This is a genomic window from Herbaspirillum sp. GW821-FHT09A12, assembly GCF_059418325.1.
The window spans coordinates 569,789-594,240 of sequence record NZ_JBWKPR010000001.1; the positions used below are offsets into that span (position 1 = coordinate 569,789).

The 24,452-nt window shown below is 63.0% G+C and carries 22 protein-coding genes; 16 read left to right on the forward strand and 6 right to left on the reverse strand.

Translation table 11 applies throughout. The features are described 5' to 3' along the window. Positions 1–54: 54 nt before the first annotated feature. Positions 55–861, reverse strand: coding sequence for a 4-hydroxy-tetrahydrodipicolinate reductase (dapB, locus tag AC07N6_RS02540; RefSeq protein ID WP_494780749.1), 807 nt, complete (start codon positions 859–861; stop codon positions 55–57). Positions 862–877: 16 nt separating this feature from the next. Beyond that, complete coding sequence (locus AC07N6_RS02545) at positions 878–1,411, reverse strand: outer membrane protein assembly factor BamE (protein ID WP_494780750.1); 534 nt, start codon at positions 1,409–1,411, stop codon at positions 878–880. Between the two features lie 94 nt (positions 1,412–1,505). Between AC07N6_RS02545 and fur the strand changes: the two genes are divergently transcribed. Beyond that, entirely contained in the window at positions 1,506–1,931 is a 426-nt protein-coding gene (gene fur / locus AC07N6_RS02550) for a ferric iron uptake transcriptional regulator (protein ID WP_494780751.1), read from the forward strand. Between the two features lie 128 nt (positions 1,932–2,059). Here fur and hrcA read toward each other — a convergent pair whose 3' ends face one another. Both hrcA and AC07N6_RS02560 read right to left on the reverse strand, forming a co-directional pair. Next, positions 2,060–3,085 carry a heat-inducible transcriptional repressor HrcA gene (gene hrcA, locus AC07N6_RS02555; RefSeq protein ID WP_494780752.1) on the reverse strand — a complete coding sequence of 342 codons (1,026 nt, stop codon included), beginning with the start codon at positions 3,083–3,085 and terminating at the stop codon, positions 2,060–2,062. Between the two features lie 74 nt (positions 3,086–3,159). Next, positions 3,160–3,888: an HAD family hydrolase gene (locus tag AC07N6_RS02560; protein ID WP_494780753.1), complete on the reverse strand. Its 729-nt coding sequence runs from the start codon at positions 3,886–3,888 to the stop codon at positions 3,160–3,162. Positions 3,889–3,919: 31 nt separating this feature from the next. On the opposite strand from AC07N6_RS02560, the gene AC07N6_RS02565 reads away from it, so the two are divergent. The 7 genes from AC07N6_RS02565 (at position 3,920) to can (ending at position 13,392) form a co-directional block, all read left to right on the forward strand. Continuing rightward, on the forward strand, positions 3,920–4,837 hold the full coding sequence (locus AC07N6_RS02565; RefSeq protein ID WP_494780754.1) for an NAD kinase: 918 nt from the start codon (positions 3,920–3,922) through the stop codon (positions 4,835–4,837). Positions 4,838–4,915: 78 nt separating this feature from the next. Continuing rightward, on the forward strand, positions 4,916–6,562 hold the full coding sequence (gene recN, locus AC07N6_RS02570; protein WP_494781269.1) for a DNA repair protein RecN: 1,647 nt from the start codon (positions 4,916–4,918) through the stop codon (positions 6,560–6,562). 14 nt (positions 6,563–6,576) lie between these two features. Next, positions 6,577–7,626 (forward strand): ferrochelatase, encoded by a 1,050-nt coding sequence (gene hemH / locus AC07N6_RS02575; RefSeq protein ID WP_494780755.1) that lies wholly within the window; start codon positions 6,577–6,579, stop codon positions 7,624–7,626. Between the two features lie 615 nt (positions 7,627–8,241). Then, positions 8,242–8,814: a nucleotide exchange factor GrpE gene (grpE, locus tag AC07N6_RS02580; RefSeq protein ID WP_494780756.1), complete on the forward strand. Its 573-nt coding sequence runs from the start codon at positions 8,242–8,244 to the stop codon at positions 8,812–8,814. 146 nt (positions 8,815–8,960) lie between these two features. Beyond that, a complete protein-coding gene (dnaK, locus tag AC07N6_RS02585) occupies positions 8,961–10,907 on the forward strand; it encodes a molecular chaperone DnaK (protein WP_494780757.1) in 1,947 nt (648 codons plus the stop codon). 285 nt (positions 10,908–11,192) lie between these two features. After that, the gene (dnaJ, locus tag AC07N6_RS02590; RefSeq protein WP_494780758.1) at positions 11,193–12,323 is read left to right on the forward strand and encodes a molecular chaperone DnaJ; all 1,131 of its coding nucleotides are present in this window, start codon (positions 11,193–11,195) and stop codon (positions 12,321–12,323) included. Between the two features lie 391 nt (positions 12,324–12,714). Beyond that, complete coding sequence (can, locus tag AC07N6_RS02595; protein ID WP_494780759.1) at positions 12,715–13,392, forward strand: carbonate dehydratase; 678 nt, start codon at positions 12,715–12,717, stop codon at positions 13,390–13,392. 97 nt (positions 13,393–13,489) lie between these two features. Here can and panB read toward each other — a convergent pair whose 3' ends face one another. Continuing rightward, a complete protein-coding gene (panB, locus tag AC07N6_RS02600; protein ID WP_494780760.1) occupies positions 13,490–14,320 on the reverse strand; it encodes a 3-methyl-2-oxobutanoate hydroxymethyltransferase in 831 nt (276 codons plus the stop codon). 5 nt (positions 14,321–14,325) lie between these two features. Then, a complete protein-coding gene (locus tag AC07N6_RS02605) occupies positions 14,326–14,967 on the reverse strand; it encodes a deoxynucleoside kinase (RefSeq protein WP_494780761.1) in 642 nt (213 codons plus the stop codon). A gap of 482 nt (positions 14,968–15,449) precedes the next feature. On the opposite strand from AC07N6_RS02605, the gene AC07N6_RS02610 reads away from it, so the two are divergent. From AC07N6_RS02610 to AC07N6_RS02645, 8 genes are read left to right on the forward strand one after another with little or no spacing between them, the layout of a single operon-like run. After that, complete coding sequence (locus AC07N6_RS02610; RefSeq protein ID WP_494780762.1) at positions 15,450–16,514, forward strand: chemotaxis protein; 1,065 nt, start codon at positions 15,450–15,452, stop codon at positions 16,512–16,514. Positions 16,515–16,524: 10 nt separating this feature from the next. Next, the gene (locus tag AC07N6_RS02615; protein ID WP_494780763.1) at positions 16,525–16,893 is read left to right on the forward strand and encodes a response regulator; all 369 of its coding nucleotides are present in this window, start codon (positions 16,525–16,527) and stop codon (positions 16,891–16,893) included. A gap of 29 nt (positions 16,894–16,922) precedes the next feature. Further along, the gene (locus tag AC07N6_RS02620) at positions 16,923–17,252 is read left to right on the forward strand and encodes an STAS domain-containing protein (RefSeq protein WP_494780764.1); all 330 of its coding nucleotides are present in this window, start codon (positions 16,923–16,925) and stop codon (positions 17,250–17,252) included. Continuing rightward, entirely contained in the window at positions 17,249–19,522 is a 2,274-nt protein-coding gene (locus tag AC07N6_RS02625; protein ID WP_494780765.1) for a chemotaxis protein CheA, read from the forward strand. Before AC07N6_RS02620 ends, AC07N6_RS02625 begins: the two co-directional genes overlap by 4 nt. A 25-nt stretch (positions 19,523–19,547) precedes the next feature. Then, positions 19,548–21,335, forward strand: a complete 1,788-nt coding sequence (locus tag AC07N6_RS02630; protein ID WP_494780766.1) for a methyl-accepting chemotaxis protein — start codon at positions 19,548–19,550, stop codon at positions 21,333–21,335. A gap of 48 nt (positions 21,336–21,383) precedes the next feature. Next, the gene (locus AC07N6_RS02635; protein WP_494780767.1) at positions 21,384–22,958 is read left to right on the forward strand and encodes a methyl-accepting chemotaxis protein; all 1,575 of its coding nucleotides are present in this window, start codon (positions 21,384–21,386) and stop codon (positions 22,956–22,958) included. A 27-nt stretch (positions 22,959–22,985) separates the two neighbouring features. Continuing rightward, positions 22,986–23,576, forward strand: a complete 591-nt coding sequence (locus AC07N6_RS02640) for a chemotaxis protein CheW (RefSeq protein WP_494780768.1) — start codon at positions 22,986–22,988, stop codon at positions 23,574–23,576. Positions 23,577–23,580: 4 nt separating this feature from the next. Beyond that, on the forward strand, positions 23,581–24,408 hold the full coding sequence (locus AC07N6_RS02645) for a CheR family methyltransferase (RefSeq protein WP_494781270.1): 828 nt from the start codon (positions 23,581–23,583) through the stop codon (positions 24,406–24,408). The last annotated feature ends 44 nt before the right edge of the window (positions 24,409–24,452 follow it).

Consider the following 24,452-nt stretch of genomic DNA (forward strand, 5'->3'; position numbering starts at 1 on the left):
CTGCCGGACCAGGCAGGCGCGGCAGCGAATTTCTGTCATGGCATCTTCGCAGTCTTACTTGAAGCCCAGCACATCTTGCATATCGTACAAGCCGGTCTGCTTGCCGGCCAGGAAACGTGCGGCGCGCAGGCTGCCCATGGCGTACGAGACGCGGCTGGAGGATTTGTGCGAGATCTCGATGCGCTCGCCGATGCCGGCGAACAGCACGGTGTGGTCGCCGATGATGTCGCCGCCGCGCACGGTGGCGAAACCGATCGAGGACGGGTCGCGTTCGCCGGTCACGCCTTCGCGCGCGTAGACGGCGACGTCGTCGAGCTTCTGGCCCAGCGCGTCGGCGATCACTTCGCCCATCTTCAGCGCGGTGCCGGAGGGGGCGTCGACCTTGAAGCGGTGGTGCGCCTCGATGATCTCGATGTCGTAACCCTGCGCGAAATTCTTGGCGGCCATTTCCAGCAGCTTGAGCGTCACGTTCACGCCCACGCTCATGTTGGGCGCGGCCATGATGGCGGTCTTTTGCGCGAAGGCGGCGATGGCGTCCTTGCCGGCTTGTTCGAAGCCGGTGGTGCCGACTACCACTTTCACGCCGTGCGCGGCGCAGTATTCCAGGTGTTTCAGCGTGCCTTCAGGGCGGGTGAAGTCGATCAGCACGTCGGCGTTGGCCAGGCCGCGGGCCAGGTCGGATTCGATTGTCACGCCGGTGGCTTTGCCCAGGAAAGCACCAGGATCGGTGCCCACGGCGGGCGAGGTCGGGGTGTCCAGCGCGCCGGCCAGGGCCAGGTCGTCGGCGTTGAGGACGGCTTCGATCAGCATGCGGCCCATGCGCCCGGAGGCGCCGGCTACCGCGATTTTCAGTGCACTCATGAATCAGCTTCGGTGGTTATTGTTTGGCGGACGAGGGGGCTTCAGGCGAAGCCTGTTTGACGTCGCTATTATTGGTGAATGCCGCCTTGGCGCCCACTTTGGCATTGGTGATCAGCGTCAGGTATTCGCTTTCGGTGGGCAGGTTTTCACCGCCGTCGACGTGTTCCACCAGGTCATCCTTGAAGAACACCGAGACGCGGCTGGACATGATTTCGCCATTGCCTTTGGCCAGGCGGAAGTCATAATCCCAGCGGTTGGAGTGGAACATGTCGTTGAGCAGCGGCGTGCCCAGCACGAAGCGCACCTGGTCGCGCGTCAGGCCGGGACGCACCTGGGCGACCATTTCCTTGGAGACGAAGTTGCCTTGCTGGATATCGATGCGATAGGGCTTGAGGAAGCCGAACAGGCTGTTGCTCTTGCCGGACACCTTCACGCCCGATGTGTCGGTTGCGGCCGCCGGTTCCGGCGCCTTGGTCGAGGAACAGCCGGACAGCGCCACGCTCAGCGCTGCAAACATGCCGATCACGGCAATGAGGGAATGGGACTTCATTCGGGAAAGCATTCGCATAAAGATGTCAACCGGGTTGAGCCATGGGCCTAAAACGCTATATGATAAAGCAGATAACCGGGAAATTAACTTAACCATGCCTAATAATCCATCCGAACTCAAAGCAAGCGGCTTGAAGGCAACCCTGCCTCGGCTGAAGATCCTGGAGATCTTCCAGAACACGTCCGTGCGCCACCTGAGCGCTGAAGATGTCTACAAACAGTTGCTGTCCGACAATCTGGATGTCGGCCTGGCCACCGTCTATCGCGTGCTGACCCAGTTCGAACAGGCGGGCCTCCTGCAGCGCAACCACTTCGAGACCGGCAAGGCCGTGTTCGAGCTCAACGAGGGCTCGCACCACGACCACCTGGTCTGCCTGGATTGCGGCAAGGTCGAAGAATTCTTCGACGCCGAAATCGAGAAGCGCCAGCTGAAGATCGCCCAGGAACATGGTTTCGAGATCGCCGACCATGCCTTGGCGTTGTACGGCCATTGCAAGAACTGCAAGAAAATCAAGAAATAATTGATGCATGCCGGCTGCAAGGCTGCAATCTTTTTCCTGTTCTTACAGCCGCAAGAAAATGCAAAAGCCACGTGAATCCACGTGGCTTTCTTGTTTCCGGCCCGCGCATGGCCGGATATTGCCTGCCGTCAGTGCTGGCTCAGCGCGCTGGAGAGCAGCTTGGCCGTGATGTCGACGATCGGGATCACGCGTTCGTAGGCCATGCGGGTCGGGCCGATCACGCCCAGCGTGCCGACGATGCGGCCGTTCACCTCGTACGGCGCGGTGACGATGCTCATGTCGTCCATCGGCACCAGTTGCGATTCGCCGCCGATGAAGATCTGCACCCCGGTGGCCTTGCTGGAGACATCCAGCAACTGCAACAGGCCGGTTTTCTGTTCGAACATGTCGAACAGCTGGCGCAGCGAGTTCATGTTGGAAGACAGGTCGGTCACCGACAGCAGGTTGCGCTCGCCGGAGATCACCACGTTGCTGTCGGCATCCTCGCTCATGGCGTCGCTGCCGGCTTCGACCGCGGCCTGCATCAGCACCGTCATGTCGTCGCGCAGCTGGCGCAGTTCGCTTTTCAGCAGCAGCCGCACCTGGTCGAAGGACTGGCCGGCGTAATGCTGGTTGATATGGTTGGCGGCCTGGACCAATTGGCTGGGCGTGTAGTCGACCTCGGTGAGCAGCATGCGGTTCTGCACGTCGCCGCCCTGGTCGACGATCACCAGCAGGATGCGCTTTTCCGACAGGCGCAGGAACTCGATCTGCTGGAATACCGATTCGCGCTTGGGCGTCATGACCACGCCGGCGAACTGCGACAGCGAGGACAGCACCTGGGCGGCGTTGATGATGATCTTTTGCTGCGAGGAATTTTGCAGGCGATGCTGCAGGCGTCCTTCCAGCGCGCTTTCGTTGATCGTTTCCACCGTCAGCAGGGTGTCGACGAACATGCGGTAGCCGCGCGGCGTCGGCACGCGGCCAGCCGAGGTGTGCGGGCTGGCGACGAACCCCATTTCTTCGAGGTCGGCCATGATGTTGCGGATGGTGGCCGGCGACAGTTCCAGGCCGGACAGTTTCGACAGGGCGCGCGAACCCACTGGCTGGCCGTCGGCAATGTACCGTTCGACCAGCGCCTTGAGCAGGGTACGGGCGCGGTTATCGAGTTGCATACGTCGTATTCTAACGACTTATCGGCGTAAAAGTCCGTTCCGGCGCCGGCGACGGCGCAAATAGCTGCGCCAGGTCATGCCTGCGATGCGGCCTGGGCATCCAGCCACGCATGCAGTTCATGCAGGTCGCGGCAGATGGCGTCGGGCACGATGCCGGCCGGCAGCGCGCGGCCGAAGCGGTTCATCCACACCGCCCGCAAGCCCGCCTGCTGGGCGCCTTGCACGTCCAGCTGCAAGTCGTCGCCGACGTACACGGTCTCGGCCGGCGCCACGCCCAGCGCTTCGCAGGCGGCGTGGAAGATGGCGGCGTCGGGCTTGGCGCGGCCGAAACGGTGCGCCGCGATCGAAACGCCGAAATGCTCCGCCAACCCGATGCGCCCGAGGTCGGCGAAGCCGTTGGAGACCGTGCCCAGCGTCAGTTTGGTTTTCAGGCGTCGCAAGGCCGGTTCGACGTCGTCGAACAGCGCGACCGTGCTGCGCGCCTCGGAAAACAGCGCCATGGCGGCGTCCGCCAGCGCCGGGTCTTCGCCGTGTTCGCGCAGCACTTCCGTGAGCGCGGCATGGCGCAGCTTCCACAAGTCGATGCGGTACAGCGGATCGGTCTGCATCAGGGCCATGCGGCGTTCGCGCAGCGAAGCCACGCTATGGCGGGCGGTGACCTTGGGCGCATGCCGGCGCAGCCATTCGTAGAGCAGGCCTTCGGCGCGCACCAGCACCGGCTCGATCGCCCACAGGGTGTCGTCGAGGTCGAACAGCACGGCCCTGACGGCGGCGCGGGAAGCGGAAGTGGATGGTGTATTCATTACAATCTTAAATTATGGTCTAATCCGCAGCATGTGGCCCATCAAATTACCCGTCCAGGCAGCCGTGCCAAAAACCGTCGCGATCATCGGCAAGTACCAGGCCGTGGGCATCGCGCAGATACTGTCCGACATCGCCGTGTTCCTCGAGTCGCACGGACATACCGTGGTGTTCGAAGCGGAGACCGCGCAGAACGTCGCACTGGATGGGTATGGGGCCTTGACGCCGGAGCAGATCGGCCAGCAGGCCGATGTCGCCATCGTTATCGGCGGCGACGGCACCATGCTTGGCATCGCGCGCCAACTGGCGCCGTACAGCGTGCCGCTGATCGGCATCAACCAGGGGCGCCTGGGTTTCATCACGGATATTCCCCAGGACCGAATGATACCGGCTCTGGGCGATATGCTGGATGGCAAGGTCGAAGCCGAGTCGCGTTCGCTGCTGGAGGCCCGGGTCTACCGCGAAGGCCGGGAGATTTTCCATGCGCTGGCGTTGAATGACGTGGTGGTGGCGCGCGGCGCCACCTCCGGCATGGTCGAGCTGCATGTCGAGGTCGACGGCCACTTCATGTACAACCAGCGTTCCGACGGCCTGATCGTGGCCACGCCGACCGGCTCCACCGCCTATGCGCTGTCGGCCGGCGGCCCGATCCTGCATCCCAGCCTGCATGGCATCGTACTGGTGCCGATCTCGCCGCATGCGCTGTCGAACCGCCCGATCACCATCTCGGACTCCTGCGAGATCGTGATCCAGGTGATTTCCGGGCGCGAGGTCAGCGCCAATTTCGACATGCAGTCGTTGACCAGCGTGCTGCACGGCGACCGCATCGTGATCCGCCGCTCGGCGCACAAGATCACTTTCCTGCATCCCGAGGGCTGGAGCTATTTCGATACCTTGCGGCAGAAGCTGCACTGGAATGAATATCCTTCGATAGAAGGCCGATTACAATAATCCAATGTCGGCGGCTGTCATCCTTGCGTCATGATGGCGGCCGACACTGCCTTCCTGTCCAACCTTCCACTGACCACCATGCTGCGTACCCTCACGATCCGCGACTTTGTGATTGTCGATGCCATCGAGCTCGAATTCGCGCGCGGATTTTCCGTCTTTACCGGCGAAACCGGCGCCGGCAAATCCATCCTGATCGACGCCCTGGCGCTGGCGCTGGGTGGGCGCGGCGACGCCAGCGTGGTGCGCGAAGGCGCGGCCAAGGCCGATATCACGGCCGACTTCGCCGCTCCGCCCGAGGCGCAGGCCTGGCTGGCCGAACATGAATTCGCCGATGAAGACGGCGGCGTGCTGCTGCGCCGGGTGATCGACAACGCCGGCCGTTCCAAGGCCTACGTCAACGGCATTGCCGCCACCGCCGCGCAATTGCGCGAGCTGGGGGAGATGCTGGTCGACATCCACGGCCAGCATGCGCACCAGTCGCTGATGAAGTCCGATGCCCAGCGCCAGCTGCTCGACAGCCAGGCCGGCCTGCTGGACCAGGCGCGCCAGGTGGCGACGGCCTACAAGAGCTGGCGTGCGCTGGCGCGCCAGCGCGAGGAATTCGAACAGGACGCGCGCAACGTGCTGCTGGAGCGCGAGCGGCTGCAGTGGCAGGTGTCCGAGCTGGAGAAGCTGGCGGTCAAGCCCGGCGAGTGGGCCGAGATCAGCGCCGAGCACAGCCGCCTGTCCCATGCCGCTGCGCTGATCGGCGGCGCCCAGGAAGCGCTGGAGGCGATTTCGGAATCGGAGTCGCCGATCCTGTCGCAACTGTCGTCGATCACGCAAAGGCTCAACAAGCTGGTCGACGTCGACAGCGCCTTGCAGCCGGTGCTCGATACCCTGGAGCCGGCCCAGATCCAGTTGCAGGAGGCGGTGTACGCCTTGAACGATTACCTCGGCCGCGTCGAACTCGACCCCGCGCGCCTGAAGACGGTCGAAGAGCGGCTGGAAGCGGTACATTCCACCGCCCGCAAATTCCATGTGCAGCCGGACGACCTGCCGCAGGAATACGCGGCCCTGTCCGCGCAGCTCAAGCAACTGGCGGACGCCAGCGACCTCGATGCGCTGCGCGCGCAGGAAGACAAGCTGAAGGCGGCCTACCTCGCTCTCGCACAGCAGCTTTCCGGCGCGCGCGCCAAGGCCGCCGCGGCATTGGCCGAAGCGGTCACCGCCGCCATGCAGGATTTGTCGATGGCGGGCGGGCGTTTCTCGATCGCGCTCAATGCCTGCGAAGCGGCGGCCTACGGCCTGGAACAGGTGGAGTTCCTGGTTGCCGGGCATGCCGGCGTGGCGCCGCGGCCGTTGGCCAAGGTCGCCTCCGGCGGCGAGCTCGCCCGCATCTCGCTGGCGATCTCGGTGATCGCCTCGCATGCCACCGGCACGCCCACGCTGATCTTCGACGAGGTGGACAGCGGCATCGGCGGCGGCGTGGCCGAAGTGGTCGGACGCCTGTTGAAGCGCCTGGGCCAGGAGCGCCAGGTGCTGTGCGTGACCCACCTGCCGCAAGTGGCCAGCCAGGCCAACCAGCATTTCCAGGTCAGCAAGCGAAATGAAGGCGGCAAGACCCTGTCGCAGATCGATGGCCTGGACGCCAAGTCGCGCGTGGAAGAAATCGCGCGCATGCTGGGCGGCCTGGAAATCACCGCCACCACCCGCAAGCACGCGCGCGAGCTGCTGGCGTCATAAGAAGAGCGTCACCGATGGCATTTCGCAAAGAACCGACCCCGCCCCAGCCGCAGTCCCACGACAGCCTGCCGTCCGCCGCGCTGGTGCTGGTCAACCTCGGCACGCCGGACGCGCCCGATGCGCGCGCCGTGCGCCGCTACCTGAAACAATTCCTGTCCGACCCGCGCGTGGTGGAAATTCCGCGCGCCATCTGGTGGTTCATCCTGAACGGCATCATCCTGCCGTTCCGTTCGTCCCAGTCGGCCAAGAAATACGCCAGCATCTGGACCGGGCAAGGTTCGCCGCTGAAAGTCCATACCGAACGCCAGGCCGCGGCGCTGGGCGCCGGGCTCGCCGCGCGCGGCCATCGCCTGCAGGTGGTCTATGCGATGCGCTACGGCAGCCCGGCGTTGCCGGACGTGCTGGACCGGCTCAAGGCCGGCGGTTGCCAACGCATCCTGGTGTTGCCGGCTTATCCGCAATATTCCGGCACCACGACCGCCTCGATCTTCGATGCGGTCTTCGGCCATTACCGCAAGGTGCGCAACATTCCCGAACTGCGCATGGTTCGCGACTACCACGACAGCGACGGCTACATCCAGGCGCTGCGCCAGTCGGTGCTCGACCATTGGGCGCTGCATGGCCGGCCGGACAAGCTGCTCATGAGCTTCCATGGCGTCCCCAGGCGCACGTTGCTGCTGGGCGACCCCTACCATGATGAATGCCAGCGTAGCGCACACCTGCTGGCCCAGGCGCTGGGATTGGCGCCTGGCGAATATCTGGTCGCCTTCCAGTCGCGCTTCGGCAGGGCCGAATGGCTGCAGCCCTATACCGCGCCGACGCTGCAGGAACTGGCGCGGCAAGGCGTGCGGCGGGTGGACGTGATGTGCCCGGGTTTTACCAGCGATTGCCTGGAAACCCTGGAAGAGATCGCGATGGAAGGCCAAGCCGAGTTCCTGCATGCCGGCGGCAAGGAATTCCATTTCATCGCTTGCCTGAATGAGTCGCCGGCCTGGATGGCCGGCATGGCGGACATCGCGGAACAACACCTGGCCGGCTGGCCTACCATGGGCATGCCGCGCTAAGGCCGGATGGCCGGGCTCCCCCGAAACCTGCGGAAAGCCGTCTGCGGCCTGCTAGAATAGCTGGTTGTCCCTTGCCGGCGGGCAAAGTCGGGTGCGGCATGGCAATTCGCGTTGCAATACGGAAGTTTGGCTTGAACGAGGTTCTCTTCGGCTGCAGGAAGAAGGGCTGGCAGAAGGCTGGCGAGTCCTGCGTGCTTACAATGCGTACAGGCCGACCAGATGCGAATAGCTGATCCAGGCGGTGGCCAGGAGGCTATAAGCGGCAATGAGAACGGCTGCCGCGATCAGTGGCAATTTCATGATGTCACCTCATGTGAGGATGGGATCCGGGGCCCGGTGGTTCCAATCCGGGCGACGCCGCGTCCAGCTTGCCTGGGCGGGTAAAAGGAAAAGCCGCTCAGGCTTGAATTCATCTTAGGTCAAGGTCGTATTAACTTGAAGATGAGTCCAGTAATTTCTGTAACTATTGGTAACAACTTTCTTGTTGAAATGACAGGAAAAAGCAAAAAACCTTGAAATATGAAGGAAATGCCTTATCTGACGGACATCTTGTGCCGTCGCAGGCAGCGCCGGCAAACGGCAATCACAGTTTGATTTGTTGGAGGTAATTCAGGAATGCAAGACATGGAAAAGCAAGAAGCGCAACACGAGCAGCAAACGGCACCGGCCGACCAGACCGCTACCGCCGCCGATGCCGATGCCGATGCCGCGCAGGCGGCGCCCGCCGAGCCGACGCTGGAAGACAAGCTGGCCGCCGCCGAAGCCCGCGCCACCGAAATGCAGGACGCGTTCCTGCGCGCCCGCGCTGAAGGCGAAAACATCCGCCGCCGCGCCCAGGAAGACATTGCCAAGGCGCACAAATTCGCGATCGAAGGTTTCGCCGAATCGCTGCTGGCGGTCAAGGACAGCCTGGAAATGGCCCTGAAGATCGAAAATCCGTCGCTGGAGTCGTTGAAAGAAGGCGTCGACATGACCCTGAAGCAACTGTCTTCCGCCTTTGAAAAGAACAAGCTGCAAGAAGTCAGCCCCCAGGCCGGCGACAAGCTCGACCCGATGAAGCACCAGGCAATCTCGGCCGTGCCCGCCGAGCAGGACGCCAATACGGTCGTGGCCGTACTGCAAAAGGGCTATGTGATTTCCGACCGTTTGCTGCGTCCGGCGCTGGTGACGGTGGCGCAGGGAAAGTAATCGGACAGGCGCCGGAGAGGAAAAGGCATAAATATTGCTTTTTGGCTTGGCTCAGGCGCTTGAAAGTCCGCCTTCCCTCCATATATTAAAACCATTAAAAACTACTGTAGCCCGGCATCCAGGGCTGAAAGATCGAAGGAAAAATCATGGGAAAAATCATTGGCATTGACCTGGGCACCACCAACTCTTGCGTTTCCGTCATGGAAGGCAACCAGCCCAAGGTCATCGAAAACTCCGAAGGCGCGCGCACCACGCCGTCCATCATCGCTTACCAGGAAGACGGCGAGATCCTCGTCGGCGCACCCGCCAAGCGCCAGGCCGTCACCAACCCGCGCAATACCATCTACGCCTCCAAGCGCCTGATCGGCCGCAAGTTCGACGAGAAGGAAGTGCAAAAGGACATCAACCTGATGCCCTACGAGATCGTCAAGGCCGACAACGGCGACGCCTGGATCGGCGTGCGCGACAAGAAGCTGGCGCCGCCGCAGATTTCGGCTGAAGTCCTGCGCAAGATGAAGAAGACCGCCGAAGACTACCTCGGCGAAGAAGTCACCGAAGCCGTGATCACGGTGCCGGCCTACTTCAACGACGCGCAGCGCCAGGCCACCAAGGACGCCGGCCGCATCGCCGGCCTGGATGTCAAGCGCATCATCAACGAGCCGACCGCGGCCGCGCTGGCTTTCGGCCTGGACAAGGCGGAAAAGGGCGACCGCAAGATCGCCGTCTATGACCTGGGCGGCGGCACCTTCGACGTGTCGATCATCGAGATCGCCGATGTCGACGGCGAAAAGCAGTTCGAAGTGCTGTCGACCAACGGCGACACCTTCCTGGGCGGCGAAGACTTCGACCAGCGCATGATCGATTACATCATCGAAGAGTTCAAGAAGATCAACGGCCTGGACCTGTCCAAGGACGCCATCGCCCTGCAACGCATCAAGGCCTCGGCCGAGCGCGCCAAGATCGAACTGTCGTCGTCGCAGCAAACCGAGATCAACGAGCCGTACATCGCCATGGCCAATGGCGCGCCGGTCCACCTGAACCTGAAGATCACCCGCGCCAAGCTGGAGTCCCTGGTCGAGGAACTGATCAGCAAGACCATCGAACCGTGCCGCACCGCCATCAAGGATGCCGGCGTGAAGGTGTCCGACATCGACGACGTGATCCTGGTCGGCGGCATGACCCGCATGCCCAAGGTGATCGAGAAGGTCAAGGAATTCTTCGGCAAGGATCCGCGCCGCGACGTCAACCCGGACGAAGCCGTGGCCGTGGGCGCCGCGATCCAGGGTTCGGTGCTGTCGGGCGACCGCAAGGACGTGCTGCTGCTGGACGTGACTCCGCTGTCGCTGGGCATCGAAACCATGGGCGGCGTGATGACCAAGATGATCAAGAAGAACACCACCATCCCGACCAAGTTCAGCCAGGTGTTCTCCACGGCCGACGACAACCAGCCGGCCGTGACCATCAAGGTGTTCCAGGGCGAACGCGAAATGGCCGCCGGCAACAAGGGCCTGGGCGAATTCAACCTGGAAGGCATCCCGCCGTCCCCGCGCGGCACGCCGCAGATCGAAGTGACCTTCGACATCGACGCCAACGGCATCCTGCACGTGGGCGCCAAGGACAAGGCCACCGGCAAGGAAAACAAGATCACCATCAAGGCCAACTCGGGCTTGAATGAGGAAGAGATCGAAAAGATGGTGCGCGACGCCGAGGCCAATGCCGAGGAAGACAAGCGCCTGAAGGAACTGGCGGAAAGCCGCAACCAGGGCGATGCGCTGGTGCATTCGACCAGGAAGGCGCTGGGCGAATACGGCGACAAGCTGGCCGCCGGCGAGAAGGAAGTCATCGAAGCCGCCATCAAGGAGCTGGAAGACGTCCTCAAGGCTGACGACAAGGCCGCCATCGACGCCAAGACCGCAGCGCTGGGCACCGCCGCGCAAAAGCTGGGCGAGAAGATGTACGCCGACCAGCAGGCGCAAGCCGCGGCAGGCGGCGCCGGCGCTGCTGGTGCCGCTGGCGCCGCCGGTGCGGAAGGCGCAGCCGGCCAGGCCAAGGACGACAATGTCGTGGATGCCGACTTCAAGGAAGTGAAGTAATCCGAGCCTGACCTGACAAGGACAGCCTGCGCGCCCGGGTGCGGAATTTGCATGGGAAACCGTGCGGATTCTGCAGCCCGGGCGGAATTTTGAATATGCATCAACCGGTTTGGCGCAATCATTGCGCCGGACGGTACGCCGAGTCCCGCAGCTGTCAGGCTGAACTCGGCTTTTTCACATTGTTGGTTTCCGGTCGGGCGGGGTCCCCGGCCAGCGGTCGCGACGCGACCGGACGGTTCGACTCCGCATGGCGCGACGGAACACAATAATAAGGTGTTAGACAATATGGCAAAACGCGATTTTTACGAAATTCTCGGACTGGCGAAGAACGCCACCGACGACGAGATCAAGAAGGCTTATCGCAAGCTGGCGATGAAGTACCATCCTGACCGCAACCCCGACAGCAAGGGCGCGGAAGAGAAGTTCAAGGAGGTCAAGGAAGCCTACGAGATGCTGTCCGACCCGCAGAAGCGCGACGCCTACGACCGCTACGGCCATGCCGGCGTCGACCCCAACATGGGCGCGGGCGGCGGCGCCGGCGCGGGCGGTTTCGCCGATGCCTTCGGCGATATCTTCGGCGACATCTTCGGCGGCGGCGGCGGTGGCCGCGCCCGCGGCGCCGGCCCGCAGGTCTACCGCGGCGCCGACTTGCGCTACAACCTGGAAATCACGCTGGAACAGGCCGCGCACGGCTTCGACACCACCATCCGCGTGCCGTCCTGGGACGAATGCGATACCTGCCACGGCAGCGGCGCCAAGCCCGGCACCTCGCCTGTGACTTGCTCGACTTGCGGCGGCCACGGCCAGGTGCGCATGCAGCAAGGCTTCTTCAGCATCCAGCAGACCTGCCCCAAGTGCCACGGCAGCGGCAAGGTGATCCCCGAGCCGTGCGCCACCTGCGCCGGCGCCGGCCGCATCAAGCGCAACAAGACGCTGGAAGTGAAGATTCCGGAAGGCATCGACGACGGCATGCGCATCCGCTCCTCGGGCAACGGCGAGCCGGGTGTCAACGGCGGGCCGCCGGGCGACCTGTATGTGGAAATCCATATCAAGGCGCACGACGTGTTCCAGCGCGACGGCGACGACCTGCATTGCGAAATGCCGATCTCGTTTGCCAAGGCGGCGCTGGGCGGCGAGATCGAAGCGCCGACCTTGAACGGCAAGGCCTCGTTCTCGATCCCCGAAGGCACGCAAAGCGGCAAGACTTTCCGCCTGCGCGGCAAGGGCATCAAGGGGGTGCGCTCAGGCTTCCCCGGCGACCTGTTCTGCCACGTCGTGGTCGAGACCCCGGTCAAGCTGACCGAGCGCCAGAAGGAACTGCTGCGCGAATTCGAGCAACTGACCGCCGAAGGCGGCGCCAAGCACAGCCCGCAGACCAAGACCTGGAAGGACAAGGTCAAGGAATTCTTCGAGTAAGCGACATGGACCGGCATGCTAGTTGGCATGCCGGTTTTTTTGCGAATTTTTTCTATACAATGCACACGCGGCGATGTGCGCCGCCCGCAGCACCGGGGCGCGCACGGCATCCATGGATTCGGCTTCGACTCCGCCCGATGATGCGCCGTGGCAACGCCGAAAGACAGGGGCCTGACGGCTCCCGATAGCAGCGTCGCGCAGGGACCGCATCTTGCGAGCGCGACACCGGCAGCAGTACCGCGATCGTCCACTGGGGCCGGTTATCAAGGCCCTGGATCGCGGAGGCCGCAAGCAGCACGTCTTTCGCTCATCCAACCTCATGCCCGTGGCTTCTTGCGCGCTTTCTGCGCGCAGCGGACGCGTGTGCGTGAACAACCAGATCTTGCCGACCATGACAACACCAAGCCCACAAGACATGATCCAGGAACAACTGCTCAAGGGCAACCGCCGCTGGGCCTCCGAAATCACCGCGCGCGACCCCGAATTCTTCAAGAAGCTGGGCGCGCAGCGCTCGCCCGAATATTTGTGGATCGGCTGCTCCGACAACCGGGTGCCGGCCAACGATTTGCTGGGCCTGTTGCCCGGCGAGCTGTTCGTCCACCGCAACATCGCCAACGTGGTGGTGCACACTGACCTGAACTGCCTGTCGGTGCTGCAATTCGCCATCGATGTGCTCAAGGTCAAGCACGTCATCATCTGCGGGCACTACGGCTGCGCGGGCGTGGCGGCGGCGCTGACCAGGCGCCGCGTCGGCCTGGCCGACAACTGGCTGCAGCACGTGCAGGACGTGCACGAAAAGCACGCGCACTGCTTCCATGAGAGCATGACCCACACCGAGCAGCACGACCGCCTGTGCGAGCTGAACGTGCTGGAACAGTTGGCCAACCTGTGCCGCACCACCATCGTCAGCGATGCCTGGGAGCGCGGCCAGGAGCTGAACTTTTACGGCCTGGTGTACGGCGTGCACGACGGCTTGCTGCGCAACCTGACCGAGGCCATCAGCAATGGCGAGCAATGCCAGACGCATCTGGCGGCAAGCCTGGCGCGGTATTCCGATATACAGGCCTGATGCAGGTAGCGCTGCAGCAATGAAAACAGCCCGGCGTCAGTTCACGCCGGGCTGTTTTTTTATCCGCGCCGGATTCGGTTGCGGGATAGGGACGCTGTCAGAAACAGTGTTCCTGCGCCGGGAAGGAGCCATCCTTGACCGCGGCGACATAGGCTTGCAACGCGGCTTCGATGCTGGGCGCGCCTTCCATGAAGTTGCGCACGAAGCGGCTCTTGTGGCCCGGGAATACGCCCAGCATGTCATGCATCACCAGCACCTGCCCCGAGCAATCGGGGCCGGCGCCGATGCCGATGGTGGGGATGCTCAGGCGCTCGGTGACTTCCTTGCCCAAGGCCGCCGGCACTGCCTCGATCACGATCAACGAGGCGCCCGCCTGCTGCACCGCCAGCGCATCGGCATGCAATTGCGCGGCGCCATCGTGGGTCTTGCCTTGCACCCTGAAGCCACCCAACTGATGCACCGATTGCGGCGTCAGGCCGATGTGGGCGCATACCGGAATGCCGCGCTCGGTCAGGAACCTGACGGTGTCGGCCAGCCAGACGCCGCCTTCCAGCTTGACCATGTGGGCGCCGGCCTGCATCAGCTGCGCGGCATTTTTGAATGCCTCTTCGGGCGTGGGGTAGGTGCCGAAAGGCAGGTCGGCGATCACCAGCATGGTGCCGGCGCCGCGCGCCACGCTGGCGGTGTGGTAGGCGATATCGGCCAGCGCCACCGGGAGGGTGGAGTTGTGGCCCTGGCAGACCATGCCCAGCGAGTCGCCGATCAGCACGGTTTCCACGCCGGCGCGCTCCATCAGCGTGGCGAAGCTGGCGTCGTAGCAGGTCAGCATGCTGATCTTGTCGCCCTTGCCGCGCATGGCTTGCAGCAGGTGGGTGGTGACGGGTTTGCTGCGCGTCGCGGCGCCGGTTTCCTGAAGATAGCCTGCCATGAGATTCAACCTCCCTGATTGAGAAAGGCGCGCTTGCCGCGCATCGCTTCGATGTGCTGCAGCAGTACCTTGAGATCGGCATCGTTGTGGGCCGGATCCAGGTGTTCGGTGTTGACGGTCAACACCGGCGCCTCTGCGTAGTGATGGAAAAAATTGCCGTAGCTGTCAGACAGCTGCTGCAGATAGTCGGAAGAAATCGCTTCCTCCATGCCGATGCCGCGCCGGGCGATGCGCTCCAGCAGCACCTGCGGCGGCGCCTGCAGATAGATCACCAGATCCGGCGGCCTCGCTTGCGGGCGCAGTTGCGCATGCAGTTGCCGGTAAAGCTGCAGTTCCGCTTCAGGCAAGGTCAGTTGCGAGAACAGCATGTTCTTTTCCAGCATGAAGTCGGCGACGAAGCGCCGCTCGCTCAGCGACGGATCCAGCGGCGCCTGCAGTTGCGCAATGCGCTGCAGCAAAAAGAAGGTCTGGGTCTGGAAGGCATACCGTTTAGTATCGCGATAGAAGGACGCCAGGAAGGGGTTGGCGGCGGCTTGTTCGAGAAGCGGCAGGGCATCGAACAAGCTTGCCAGCCGTCGCGCCAGCGACGTCTTGCCGACCCCGATCGGGCCTTCGATTGCGATATAGCGGTAGCTGTCCAGTTCCATGAGCGTTCTTGATCCAGAGGGTGCGCACCGGGTGCGGCATTGTAGATGATTTCGGCAGGCCTGCCATATGCCTGCCCTACGCCTGCGAAGGGAGTGGCGGAATCGGGGAGGGCGCCTGCAATCGGGTAATTTAATTATTCATTTGATAATTTTTTGCCGAATTTTACGTGGTTGATTGATAACTCAACAGGATTTAGGCCTTTATTCCTTGAAAAGACGACACGACTCAAGCGGCACAATAAACTCGCCTCTACTCGTGCGCAGGTATTGTTGACGACCTACGCATGGCAACCGGAAGCGCAGCCAGCAAAGGCTGTGCCGTTCCTGGGGATGCCGGGGCTTATCATCTGAAAAAGAAAAATTAATTAAATATTCGGGATGTTGCTAAAAAAGCAGCGTCGGGTTGCCGATAAATACGGGATGGGCCGCCGGACGGTGCGGCGGCGGGGAAACAGAACAACAACATTTTTGGGGTCGTGTCCGTGAAATTGCTTCGCAATATCTTGCCGGCGCTGTGCATTGTGAATTTGCTGCTGTTCATGATGCTGGCGCAGCATTGGTGGCTCGGCGGCCTGGTCGGCGTGCTGATCGGGGGCGCTTTTTATCTGACCTGCCTGCCGGCGCCGGCAGCATCCGCGCAGGCGCCCGTATCCCCAGCATCCCCAGCATCGGCTGCCGATGAAGGCGATGCCCGTGGGCCATTCCCGGACTTGCTGGTGCGCGTGCTGCCAGTGTGGCAAGCCAACGTGCAACTGGCGCGCAGCCAGACCCAGGGCGCCATCGACAACCTGACGGCGCGTTTCGTCGGCATCCATGAGCGCTTGGGCGATGCGCTGAACCTGTCGCAGGGCGGCAAGAATGCCGACGTGCTCAAGGTGATCCAGAACGCCGCCGAACAGTTGGGCGGCATCGCCACCGCGCTTGAAAGCGTGCTGGCCTCGCGCCAGGCGCTCATCAGCAAGCTGGAGGCATTGGCCGCAGCCAACGACGATATCCGCCACCTGGCGCAGGAAAACGAGCAACTTGCCGGCCATACCGGCGTGACCGACCTGCTCAGCAGCGAGCAGAGCTGGCAGGAGCTGGCGCAGCGGTCGGCTGAAAATAGCCGCCAGATCGCCGCGCGCGCCAAGGGGTTGCGCCAGCAGATCCTGGGCGCGGTCGGCGCGGCCGGCGAACTCTCGGCCGGCGCCGGCGGCATCGTCGAAAACTCGCGCGCGGTGATCGACCAGGTGGTCTCGGATTTCCGCCAGTCGGCCATGACGCTGTCGGCGACCGTCGAACAGCTGGAAGGCGATAACCGCGAAGTCGACCAGGAGGTGTGCGACATCCTGGTCAACCTGCAATTCCAGGACCGCATCGGCCAGATCCTCGACCATGTCCAGCGCGATATCGCGCGCCTGAAGGACGCGAGCGGGGACGGCCGCCTGCCTTCGCCCGAACAGTGGCTGGCCGATCTTGAAAAGACGTACACCACCCCCGAGCAACGCCTGGTCCACACCGGCCAGCAAGTGCCTAATACGCTGCAGCCGCAAGTGGATTTCTTTTGACGGAACCGCCATGGAAAAAAGTATTTTGATTGTCGATGATTCTTTCAGCTTGCGGCAAACCATCTCGATCGCACTCAAGACGGCCGGCTACAGCGTCGTCGAGGCGGCCGATGGCCAGGAGGCGCTCAAGAAGCTCGACGGCCGCAAGTTCAACCTGGTGATCTCGGATCTCAATATGCCCAACCTCGATGGCCTGAGTTTCGTGCGCGAGATGAAGCAGATTTCCGCCTACCGGTTCACCCCGGTCATCATGCTCACCACGGAGAGCGGCGAAACGCGCAAGCAGGAGGGCAAGGCGGCGGGTATCCGCGCCTGGGTGCACAAGCCTTTTCAGCCGCCGGTGCTGCTCGATGCGGTGGCCAAGCTGGTATTGCCGTAACGGAAAAGCCGGGAGCGAAGGGGGTGGCCATGCTGCTGAAACATACCGAGCACAACGGGAACCTGCTGTTGACCTTCAACGGCGGGTTGACGATCTTTCAGGCGGCTGAACGCAAGCCGGAATTGCTGCATGCCCTGGCGCAGGCAAGCCGGACGCTGTCGCTGGACCTGTCGCGGGTGGACGAGATCGATACGGCCGGTGTCCAGTTGCTGTTGATGCTCAAGCGCGAAGCCGGGCGCAATGGCCTGCGGCTGGAGGTGACGGCCTACAGTCCCGCGGTACTGGCGGTATTCGACCTGTTGCAATTGCATTCCATCTTCAACGCGGAAACGGCGGGCCTGGCGGAGGGAGCGGCATGAAAAAAGATTCGGCGCGCGACGCCGTGGTGCAAGAGGCCCGCGAGCTGCTGGTGGCGATGGAAGCCGCGCTGCTGCAGATCGAAATGGAAGGGCCGGGCAAGGACACGGTCAATGCCATTTTCCGCGCCGCCCACACGATCAAGGGGTCGGCCGGGCTGTTCTCTTTCGACAGCATCGTGCAGTTCACGCACCTGGTCGAACACGTGCTCGATAACGTTCGCAATGACGAACTGCCATTGAATGACTACCTGATGTCGTTGCTGCTGGAATGTGGCGACTACATCGGCGAGCTGGTCGACGCCATCGAACGCCGCGAGGAAAACCAGGAGCCGGATCTGGCCCGGCGCCAGGCGCTGGAGGCCAAGCTGGATGCCTTGTCCCGGAATGCCGGGCAACGAGTCGGGCAGGAGCCGGCGCCAGGACCGGAAGCGGCGCCCGGATTGGCGTCCGGAGCGGCGTCGGAGCCGGCTCCGGACGCGCCGCCGCAGCTGCATCAGCAGCCGGTTGCGGAAACCGCGGATGCCAATGAGCCGGCGCTTGCAGGCGATGCGCCCGCTTCGAATCCGTACTGGCACTTGTCGCTGCAATTCAGCAACGACGTGATGCGCGACGGCCTGGACCCGATTTCCTTCCTGCACTATTTATGCACCCTCGGGCGCATCGTCGCCATCATGCCGGTGCTGGAGCGGATGCCCGACGCCGCGGCCATGGATGCGGAGAGTTGCTACATCGGTTTCGAAATCTGCCTGGCGTCCGAGTCGAGCAAGAAGACCCTGGAAGGCGTATTCGAATTCGTGCGCGAGGACAGCCGCATCGACATCTTGCCGCCGCGCAGCCCCTTGTCCGATTACGCGGCGCTGCTGGCCCGGCTGAGCGAGGAAGAGGCCGGCCGGCTGGGCCGGATGTGGCACCAGCATGGCGCATTGAATGAAGAGGATTGGCGCGAGATGGCCGCCGAGGTGCGGCACGATGATGTCGTCGTCCTGGCCTCCATGGGCGACCCGCTGCCGGTCGCGAGCCCGGGTGACGCCCCGTTCGGCGCGGCGCGTTCCCGCGGGCTGGAGGATCGTCGCGCCCAGGAACAGAAATTCATCAAGATCGAAGTCTCCAAGCTGGACCAGCTGATCGACCTGGTTGGCGAGCTGGTCATCGCCGGCGCCGGCGCGCGCCTGATCGCGCGCCGCCGCAAGGACAGCCAGTTCGAAGAAGCGACCCAGGCCATCGATGTGCTGATGGAGCAGATCCGCGATGCCGCGCTGACGTTGCGCATGGTGCAGATCAGCGAAGTGTTCCAGCGTTTTCCGCGCGTGGTGCGCGATTTCGCGCGCGACATGAACAAGGAAATCGAACTGGTTATGACCGGTTCGGAAACCGAACTCGACAAATCGATGATCGAACGCATCGCCGATCCGCTGATGCATATCGTGCGCAACGCCATCGACCACGGCATCGAGCCGGCCGACGAGCGCATCGCCGCCGGCAAGGAACCCAAGGCGACCTTGCGCCTGAATGCCACGCATGAATCCGGCAGCGTGGTGGTGGAAGTGATGGACGACGGCCGCGGCATGGACCGCGACCGCATCCTGGCCACCGCGATCAGCCGCGGCCTGACTACCGCCGATGCCGACTTGAGCGATGCCGATATCTACCGCTTCGTGTTCGAGCCCGGATTTTCGACGGCCAAGCAGATCACCGAGCTGTCCGGGCGGGGCGTGGGGATGGACGTGGTCAAGCGCAATGTCGATGCCTTGCACGGCGAGATCGTCATCGATACCGTGCGCGGCCGCGGCACCATCGTACGGGTGCGCTTGCCGCTGACGCTGGCCATCATTTCCGGCTTCCAGGTGGTGGTGGGCAACGCGGTGTTCGTGATCCCGCTGGACATGGTGGTGGAATGCATCGATATGCCGTCGCAGCGGCACGAGCACAACATCATCTCGGTGCGCGACGAGCCGCTGCCCTTCGTGTACCTGCGCGACCTGTTCGACTTGCCGGCCAGGGAGAGCGGGCGCAAGAGCCTGGTGATCGTGCAGTATGGGCACCAGCGCGCGGGCTTGCTGGTCGATGGCTTGCTGGGCGAGTGCCAGGCCGTGATCAAGCCGCTGGGCCGGCTGTTCGGCAAGGTCAAGGGCTTGTCGGGGTCGACCATCCTGGGCGACGGCCGGGTGGCGCTGATTCTGGATATCCCGCACCTGGTGCACTACACGCAACAACAGGAACAAAGCAATCCGATGGCGCAGGCAGAGCGCGGCGTGGTATCCGAGCAATGAGGCGTCGGCCGAGAGGGAATGAACCATGCAAAACAAGATGACCTATCGAATGAGCATCAAGCAGCTTTTCATCTGGCTGACGGTGGTGCTGTCGATCCTGATGGCGGCCGTGATCGGCCTGATCGGCGCGCTCAAGGATGCCAACATGGAGCTCGAGCGCGCGCATGAGGCGCGCTATTACTCGTCGGCGCTGGCCAACGAACTGCGGCGAACGACCGAGGACATGACCAAGTTCGCGCGCGCCTATGTGACCACCGGCGATCCCAACGACGAGGATCGCTATTACATGATCATGGACATCCGCAACGGCAAGCGCGCGCGTCCCGGCAATTACGACCGCTTCAACTGGGATCTGGTCAGCGCGCGCAAGCTGCAGGCCGAAGCCGGCGCCAAGCCGATGCCGTTGACCGAGCTGATGAAGCAATCCGGCTTCAGCGTGCAGGAGCTGGCCAAGATGCAGGAAGCCCTCCAGGTGGCGGACCAGTTGTCCAAGATCGATGTCACCGCCTTCCATGCCGTCAAGGGGGAGTTCGACGACGGCGCAGGCAAGTTCACCGTGGTCGGCGCGCCCAACCAGGCGATGGCGCAGGAATTGGTGTTCGACCAGAGCTACCGTGCCCTGTTCGGCAAAGTGATGGCGCCGATCAACGATTTCCTGCGGCTGGTCGACGAGCGCACCCAAGCCAATGTGGCCAAGGCGCAGCGCGAGTATGCCGGCCTCGGGCAGAAGATATTCTGGCTGTTGGCGGCATCGGTGCTGTTGTCGTTCGGTTGCCTGTGGTTCGCGTACTACGCGATCCGTTCGCAGATCGGCGGCGAGCCGCGCGATGCCATGGCCGTGTTGCGCCGGGTGGCGGAGGGCGACCTGACGGTGGCCGTGCCATTGGGCAAAAACGACAAGGTCAGCGTGTTTTACAGCACGCAGCAGATGATCAACAAGTGGACCGGCGTGATTGGCGATGTCGGCGGCACCGCCAGCTCGCTGGCATCGGCATCGGAGCAGATTTCCTCGTCGTCGCAGGCGCTCTCCCACAGCGCCTCCCAGCAGGCGTCGAATGTCGAGGAAACCAGCGCCTCGGTCGAGCAGATCACCGCCACCATCGCCCAGAACGCCCACAATGCGCGCACCACCGATGGCATTGCCAGCATGTCGGCCGGCGCCGCGACCGAAGGCGGCGAAGCGGTGCGCGAGACGGTGCTGGCCATGAAACAGATCGCCAGCAAGATCGGCATCATCGACGACATCGCCTACCAGACCAACTTGCTGGCGCTCAATGCCGCCATCGAAGCGGCGCGCGCCGGCGAGCACGGCAAGGGCTTCGCCGTGGTGGCGGCCGAAGTGCGCAAGCTGGCCGAACGCTCGCAGGCCGCGGCGCAGGAAATCATTGCCGTGGCCGAACACAGCGTGGGCCTGGCGGAGAAGGCCGGCGGCCTGCTCAACCAGATGGTGCCGTCGATCCGCAAGACGGCCGATCTGGTGCAGGAGATCGCCGCCGCCTCGAATGAACAATCGGCCGGGCTGGAGCAGATCAACAACGCCGTGCACCAGATGGCGCAGACCACGCAAATGACGGCGTCGGCATCCGAGGAACTGTCGGCGACCTCGGAAGAGATGAGCGCCCAGGCGATCCATTTGCAGGACCTGATGCGCTTTTTCCAAGTAGGTGAACAAAAACGAGTGGTGCCGCATCCGGAACGGGAAATCAACCAGAAACCGGCCATTGGCGGGGACCTCCGTGTGCATCGGGTATCGATGCTGGATGGCGCCGACCAGCAACCGCCCATTGACGAATCATCCTTCAAGCGTTTTTGACATTGCGTGCAACGTTGAACTGCCGTCACGCCCGATAAGGACTACATCATGAAACTTGCCAACAAACTTGCTCTGTTCTTCGCGACGGCGGCCTTGGTTACGCTGGCCGCCGGTATCAAGGGGGGCTACAACCTGTACCAGGTGAACAATCTTCTGAAGGAGATATATGTCTCCAATCTCAAGACGATCGTCAGCCTTGACGGGGTGCGCAAAGGGACGCAGGACATTTACCTCAGCGTGCTCATGGCGCAAAAGGCCGATAGTCCGACCGAGGTGGCGCGCATCTCCAGCGGGCTGGACTCGGCCGTGGCCGAAATGAACAAGTCTTTCGAGGACTACAAGTCGACCACGACGCTGTCGCCGCTGGAGGCCGATTTGCAACGGCAAATCGAACCGATGCTGCAGGAGTATGCGCAGGTGGCCAGGGATGTCAGCAAGTTGCTGCAGATGGGCAAGACAAGCGAGGAGGCCGACAGTGCGTATGCGCAATTGCAGCGTGTGCGTTCCCAATTGGGACTGTTGATCCAGGAGAACGTGCGGCAGGCCGAAGACAATAAAGTGCATGCCGAAGAACTGGAGCACAACAACATGATCACGACGTTTTGGAGTACCGGGCTGGCCGTGCTCATCGCGTTGATCCTGGGCTTTTATACGCGTTACCTGTTTGCGCGCCAGATCGGCGGCGACCCGCGCGAGGCGATGGAGTCGCTCAAGCGCGCCGCCTCCGGCGACCTGACTACCCGTTTCAATGTTTCCCGGCTGGGAAGCGGCAGCATGCTCGACAGCGCGCAACAGATGATGGACCGGCTCAACGGCGTGCTGCATGACGTCAGCCAGGCCATTTCCATGCTGGCCAGCGCTTCCGGCCAGTTGGCCGCCGCCGCCCAGCAGTTGAGCGACAACTCCTTGCGGCAGGCGAGCAATGCCGAAGAGACGGGGTCCGTGGTGGAGGAGATCACCGCCACTATCGGCCACAATACCGACAACGCCAACAAGACCAACGAGATCGCCGGAGAGTCCGCGCGCACGGCAAAGGAAAGCGCGCAAGTGGTGCGCGACACCATCGGCGCCATGCGGGCCATCGCGGGACAGATCGGCGTCATCGACGACATCGCCTACCAGACCAACCTGCTGGCGCTCAACGCCTCCATCGAAGCGGCGCGCGCCGGCGAGCATGGCCGGGGGTTCGGCGTGGTGGCGGGGGAAGTGCGCAAGCTGGCCGAGCGCTCGCAGGCGGCGGCGCAAGAGATCGTCGAGGTCGCCAGCCGCAGCATGGAACTGGCCGAACGCGCCAGCGGCCTGCTCGACAACATGTTGCCGGCGATCCAGCGCACGGCCGATCTGGTCGACGACATTTCGTTCTCGGCGCGCGAACAGAATTCCGGCCTGGTGCAGATCAACGTGGCGATCGGGCAGATTTCCCAGGCCGCCCAGCTCAATGCGGCGGCATCCGAAGAGCTGTCGGCCACCTCGGAAGAGATGAGCTCCCAGGCGCTGAACCTGCGCGAACTGATGCGCTATTTCTCATTGGGGGCGCGTCACGGTTCGACCGGCTCCGACGCGAAGCTGGTTGGGAAGCCGCGTATAGATGCCGCCCGCACATCGACGCTGGAGGCCACATGAGAAGCGCATTAGCAAGAGGAGATGGTCATGCCTAGCGTGTCCTTGAATGGCGCACCGGACAAGAAAAGACATCCGGAAGAGGCGGTGGAGAGCCGCCAGTACCTGACGTTCCTGGTCGGCACCGAAAGCTTCGCCATGCCCATCGGCAGCATTCGCGAAATCATCGAATTCGGCGGCCTGACCGAAGTGCCGCTGATGCCGAGTTTCTTGCGCGGCGTGATCAACCTGCGCGGCGCGGTGGTGCCGGTGATCGACCTGTCGTTGCGTTTCGGCCGTGCCTCTACCGAGATCGCCAAGCGAACTTGCATCATCATCATGGAGCTGATGCAGGAGGAGCAACAGCTGCTGCTGGGCGTGATGGTCGACGCGGTCAGCGCGGTGCTGAGCGTGCAGGAAGACCGCATCGAGCTGCGCCCGTCTTTCGGCGCCGGCGTTAGGGCCGATTTCATTGAGGGCATGATCAACATCAACGAACGTTTCCTGGTGGTGCTGGATGTGCAGAAGGTGCTCTCGGTGGATGAGCTGTCCAGCCTGCTGGGCATGAGTTCAGACGGCGTACTTGCAGGGGAAGAGCGTGACGAACGAAGCGGGCGGCAACCAGAAATCCGGGAAGGTTGACGCGATGGACAGCGGATTCGCAATGGCTCCGGACGTCAGCGATTGCGACATGCTGCTGTTCCAGCAATTGTTCAAGCAGCATATCGGCCTGCACCTGCCGATAACGAAGAAGGCGTTGCTGCAAAGCCGCTTGAGCGGGCGCATGCATGAACTGGGGCTGGAGCAGTTGAGCCATTACCACGCGCTCATCTCCAGCGCGCAGGGGAGCGAAGAGCGGCAACGGGCGATCGACCTGATCACCACTAACGAAACGTATTTCTTCCGCGAACAGAGCCATTTCGATTTCCTTTGCGGCGAACTGCTCCCGGCCTGGTCTGACATGAAAGCGCTGCGCGTCTGGAGCGCGGCCAGCTCGACCGGCGAGGAAGCCTATACGCTGGCCATGCTGCTGGACCACCATCGTCCCGGTGGCTCGTGGTCGGTATTCGCTTCCGACATCAGCACGCGCGTGCTCAGTTTCGCGCGCCGTGGGCTGTACCCGATGGCGCGCGGCCAGAATATCCCCAGTGCCTACCTCAAGCGTTATTGCCTGCGCGGGACCGGCGAATACGAGGGGCATTTCCTGGTGGACGGCGAGCTGCGTCGCAAGGTGGAATTCGCGCAGCGCAACCTGACGAACCTGGATGCGTTCGCCGACGGCGGCTTCGACCTGATTTTCTTGCGCAACGTGATTATCTACTTCGATTTCCAGACCAAGAGCAAGGTGCTCAACGACGTGGTCAAGCGCCTGCGGCCCGGCGGATACCTGGTGGTGGGACACTCCGAGTCGCTGCATGGGCTGCTGCTGGATCTGGAAATGCATTCGCCGTCCATTTACAGGAAGCCGCAATGAGGCGCCGCAGCACCGCCATTGCCGCCGCGCGCGGCGGCGGGCGG